The sequence below is a fragment of the Mesorhizobium sp. M7A.F.Ca.CA.004.12.1.1 genome (assembly GCF_003997835.1).
GTDB lineage: Bacteria > Pseudomonadota > Alphaproteobacteria > Rhizobiales > Rhizobiaceae > Mesorhizobium.
Genome location: NZ_RZRK01000492.1, coordinates 1 through 4,652, shown reverse-complemented (window position 1 = coordinate 4,652; position 4,652 = coordinate 1). Strand labels below are relative to the sequence as shown.

General features: G+C 62.7%; 4 protein-coding genes and 1 pseudogene. All 5 read left to right on the top strand.

The window, feature by feature from the left end; genetic code table 11:
• Positions 1-489: pseudogene (locus EN984_RS23325) on the top strand (tRNA uridine-5-carboxymethylaminomethyl(34) synthesis GTPase MnmE); the annotation flags it as partial.
• Between the two features lie 474 nt (positions 490-963).
• Positions 964-2,844, top strand: a complete 1,881-nt coding sequence (gene mnmG / locus EN984_RS23320; RefSeq protein ID WP_127269179.1) for a tRNA uridine-5-carboxymethylaminomethyl(34) synthesis enzyme MnmG — start codon at positions 964-966, stop codon at positions 2,842-2,844.
• Entirely contained in the window at positions 2,841-3,473 is a 633-nt protein-coding gene (gene rsmG / locus EN984_RS23315; RefSeq protein ID WP_127269178.1) for a 16S rRNA (guanine(527)-N(7))-methyltransferase RsmG, read from the top strand. Before mnmG ends, rsmG begins: the two co-directional genes overlap by 4 nt.
• Before the next feature lie 52 nt (positions 3,474-3,525).
• Complete coding sequence (locus EN984_RS23310) at positions 3,526-4,326, top strand: ParA family protein (RefSeq protein ID WP_081738757.1); 801 nt, start codon at positions 3,526-3,528, stop codon at positions 4,324-4,326.
• A 69-nt stretch (positions 4,327-4,395) separates the two neighbouring features.
• Positions 4,396-4,652: ParB N-terminal domain-containing protein (locus tag EN984_RS23305; protein ID WP_164765595.1), on the top strand; the 257-nt coding region annotated here is incomplete at its 3' end.

The window sequence follows — 4,652 nt, the reverse complement described above, 5'->3', positions numbered from 1 at the left end:
GTCGAGGCTATCGGCATCGAGAAGGCCAGGGCCAAGGCGCATGGCGCCGATCTCTTGCTCTTGCTGCAGGACATCGCGAACCCAAGAGATGTCGGCGAGCTGCCGAGTGTGGCGCCGACCTTGCGCGTCGGCACCAAGCTCGATCTGTTGGAAGACCGCGCGGCGAGCGACGCGACGGAGGATTATGCCCTTGTCATTTCGGTAAAGAACGGGACGGGCGTCGAGGAACTGCTGGGGGAAATCGGCCGGCGGGCAGCGGAAGCAGCCGGCAGCGTCGGCGATGTCCTGCCGTCGCGCCTGCGCCACGTCGAATTGCTCGGCGCAGCGAATAGCCACCTGCGTCGCGCAACCGACGGCCGGACTGTCGGGCAGGAATTGCGCGCCGAGGAGTTGCGGCTTGCAGCAGATCGCCTGGGCCGTATTGTCGGCGCCATCGACGTCGAGGACATGCTGGACGTGATTTTCTCGCAGTTCTGCATCGGGAAATGACTCACGTGAAACGATGTGCTCTCGTAAAATGACTCAGTTGTCGATGCAGAGATTTTGATGGACCGTTTGCGGAACGCCCCATCGCTTCGTCATCCACGGGCGGAGCAAGGAGCGTAGCGACGCGGCGCAGACCCGAGGATCCATGCCGCGACTTCTGAGCGCGCGCCACGGTGCAGAATTCTGATCCGCTGTACTCTTTGGCCAAGATCACGGCATGGATCCTAGGGTCTCCGCGACGTCGCTTCGCTTCCTGCTTTGCCCTAGGATGACGAACGTTGCGAACGCTTGGGTAAGACCTTCGAGCAGCGGCAAGGTGCGACTCACGTGAAACATCAGTGCCCCGATGACTCACGTGAAACACACGCGATGGCGGTGCAAGGCTGTTTCACGTGAAACGACTCGCGGAGTTTTCTTGACAGCCAAGCCTCGCGGGGACATGTGTCCCTTTAATCATTCGAGTCTGGGAAGTTTGTGATGACCAATCACTATGATGTGGTTGTGGTGGGCGGCGGCCACGCAGGTTGTGAGGCGGCCAGCGCTGCCGCGCGCGCTGGTGCCAAGACCGCGCTGGTGACGCTGCGCTTTGATACGATCGGGGTCATGTCCTGCAATCCGGCGATCGGCGGGCTCGGCAAGGGCCATTTGGTGCGCGAGATCGATGCCATGGATGGCCTGATGGGGCGCGTGGCGGATGCGGCCGGCATTCAGTTCCGCCTGCTCAACCGCCGCAAAGGTCCCGCCGTGCGCGGCCCTCGTACGCAGGCCGACCGGAAGCTTTATCGCCTTGCCATGCAGGAAGCGATTCGGCAGCAGAACGATCTCGACGTGGTTGAAGGCGAGGTTCTGGATTTTGAGATCGCCGATGGGCGGATCACGGCTGTTCTCCTGGCCGACGGCAGGCGGCTTGGCTGTGGCGCGGTCGTGCTGACGACCGGGACTTTTCTGCGCGGGCTCATTCATATTGGCGAGAGGAAGATTGTCGCCGGCCGCATGAACGAGCAGGCCAGCCTTGGGCTCTCGGCGACGATGGACCGCGCGGGCTTCAAGCTTGGACGGCTGAAGACCGGGACGCCGCCGCGGCTCGATGGCCGGAGCATCGACTGGACGACGCTGGCAAGCCAGGCCGCGGATGCGGATCCGGTGCCGTTCTCGCTGATGACCGACCGCATCACCACGCCGCAGATCGAGTGCGGCATCACCCGCACGACGACGGCCACGCATGAGCTGATTCGCGCCAATCTCGGCCGCTCGGCCATGTATTCCGGCTCGATCGAGGGCGTTGGGCCGCGTTATTGCCCGTCGATCGAGGACAAGATCGTCAAGTTCGGCGATAGGGATGGGCACCAGATCTTTCTGGAGCCGGAAGGGCTGGACGATGATACCGTCTATCCCAATGGGATTTCCACCTCGTTGCCCGAAGATGTGCAGCTCGATATATTGAAAACCATTCCGGGGCTGGAGCGCGCAATCATGCTGCAGCCCGGCTATGCCATCGAGTATGATCATGTCGATCCGCGCGAACTGCATCAGACGCTGGAGACGAAGCGCATCGGTGGTCTCTTCCTCGCCGGGCAGATCAACGGCACGACCGGCTATGAGGAAGCAGCCGGGCAAGGCCTGCTCGCAGGCCTCAATGCGGCGCGGCGGGCGGCGGGGAGCGAGCAAATCGTGCTCAGCCGCACCGAGGCGTACATCGGCGTGATGGTCGACGATTTGACCAGCCGCGGCATCGCAGAGCCCTACCGGATGTTCACGTCACGCGCCGAGTTCCGGCTGTCGCTACGCGCCGACAATGCGGATGAGCGGCTGACGCCTCTGGCGGCGAAACTGGGCATCGCCTCGGCACAGCGCATGCAGCGCTACGGGCAGGTCATGCAAAGCCTGGATGAGGCGCGGGATTTGGCGAAGTCGCTCGCCATGACGCCGAATGAGGCGGCGCGGCACGGGCTGGACATCAACCGGGATGGCGTGCGCCGGTCCGGCTATGAATTGCTGTCCTATCCCGACGTCGATGTCGCTTGGCTGGCCGGCGTCGATCCGCGCTTTGCGGCGATCGAAGGCAAGACCGCGGAGCGCCTCGAGACGGAAGCGAAGTATTCTGTCTATCTCGACCGCCAGAAGACCGACGTGGCGCAGATCCGGCATGAGGAGAGCCGGCTGATCCCCGAGACGGTCGATTTCGCCGGAGTGCCGGGTCTGTCGAACGAGCTGAAGCAGAAAATGCAGGCGCGGCGCCCGCGCTCCATAGCCGATGCCCAGCGCATGGAGGGCATGACGCCGGCGGCGCTGGCGATCATTGTCGCGCATGTCCGCCATGCGGAGAGCGCCCAGCGCCTACAAAAGGATGTTGCGTGAATTCTATGTCCCTGGAGAGCCTGCAGGATGCGGCAGGCCCGGTTTCACGTGAAACATTCGATCGGCTGGTGGCGTTCGAGCAGATGTTCCAGAAATGGAATCGCAGCATCAATCTGGTGGCGCAATCCACGTCGGGCGATGTCTGGCAGCGCCATATCCTGGACAGCGCCCAACTCGGGCGCATAGAACCCGTTGCCACACGCTGGGTGGATCTCGGCTCGGGCGGTGGGTTTCCAGGCCTTGTGATGGCGTTCCTGCTGGCCGAGCGCGACGGCGCCAGCATCGATCTGGTTGAAAGCAATCGCAAAAAGGCATCCTTCCTGCAGACCGTCGTCGGCCAGTTCAGCCTGCCGGCGCGGGTCGTGGCGCGCCGCATCGATGACAGCCATGCGCTGGTTTCGACGCCGCAAATCGTCACGGCGCGGGCGCTGGCTCCGCTTTCGACCTTGCTGGACCTGTCGGCGCCCTGGCTGGTTTCAGGCGCGCGCGGCCTGTTCCACAAAGGCCGGGATTACCGCACCGAAGTGCAAGAAAGCGTTCACCGATGGTCCTTCGATCTGGTAGAACATCCAAGTATGACCGACGTTGGCGGCGTCATCCTGGAATTGTCCAACCTGCGACCTGTCTGATCCGTCACTGACAGGCGATTTGGCGCCCAAAATGAATTTCTGGCATAAACCCATGATGAAGAATGGCCCCCGAATCATCACCGTAGCCAACCAGAAGGGCGGTGTCGGCAAGACGACGACCGCCATCAATCTGGCGACCGCGCTAGCTGCTATCGGCGAAAAGGTGCTGATCGTCGATCTCGATCCGCAGGGAAATGCCAGCACCGGTCTGGGCATCGACCGCAAGGACCGGACGGTGTCGTCCTATGACGTGTTGACCGGCGAGCTGGAGCTGGAAGCCGCGGCCATCCCCACAGCCGTGCCGGGCCTGTCGATCGTGCCGTCGACGCTCGATCTGCTCGGCATCGAAATGGAGATCGCCTCCGCGCCCGACCGGGTGCTCAAGCTGCGCAACGCGCTGCGCGCTGCGACCGAGCGCGGCGCACCCTTTGGCTATGTGCTGATCGACTGCCCGCCATCGCTCAACCTTTTGACGTTGAATTCAATGGCTGCGGCCGATTCCGTTCTTGTGCCGCTGCAATGCGAGTTTTTCGCGCTCGAAGGCCTCAGCCAGTTGCTGGAGACGGTCGAGCAGGTGCGGCGCTCGATCAATCCGGATCTCACCATCCAGGGCATCGTGCTGACCATGTATGACGGCCGCAACAATCTCGCCAACCAGGTCGTGCAGGATGTGCGGGCGCATATGGGCGACAAGGTCTACGAGACCATCATCCCGCGCAATGTGCGGGTGTCCGAGGCGCCGTCCTACGGCAAGCCGGCGATCCTCTACGATTTGAAATGCTCGGGCAGCCAGGCCTATCTGCAACTGGCATCGGAAGTGATCCGCCGCGAGCGCAAGTTACGCGCCGCTTGATGTGGCCGGATGCATAGTCAAGAGCCGATTCGATACCGAAACGATTTGGAATAGCCAACTGGAATAAAGATGAGCGAAGACCTTTCGAGAAAGAGACTGGGCCGCGGACTGGCGGCGCTGATCGGCGAGATTGATCGCCCAGTAGCACCTGAAAAACCGGGCATGAGCGCCGACGGCAAGGTGCCGATCGAGTTCCTGACCCCCAACCCGAAAAATCCGCGCCGGCATTTCGGCGACGCCGAGCTGACCGACCTTGCCCAGTCGATCCGCGAACACGGCGTCGTCCAGCCGGTGGTGGCGCGGATTTTTCGGGTTGGGGGTCAGGA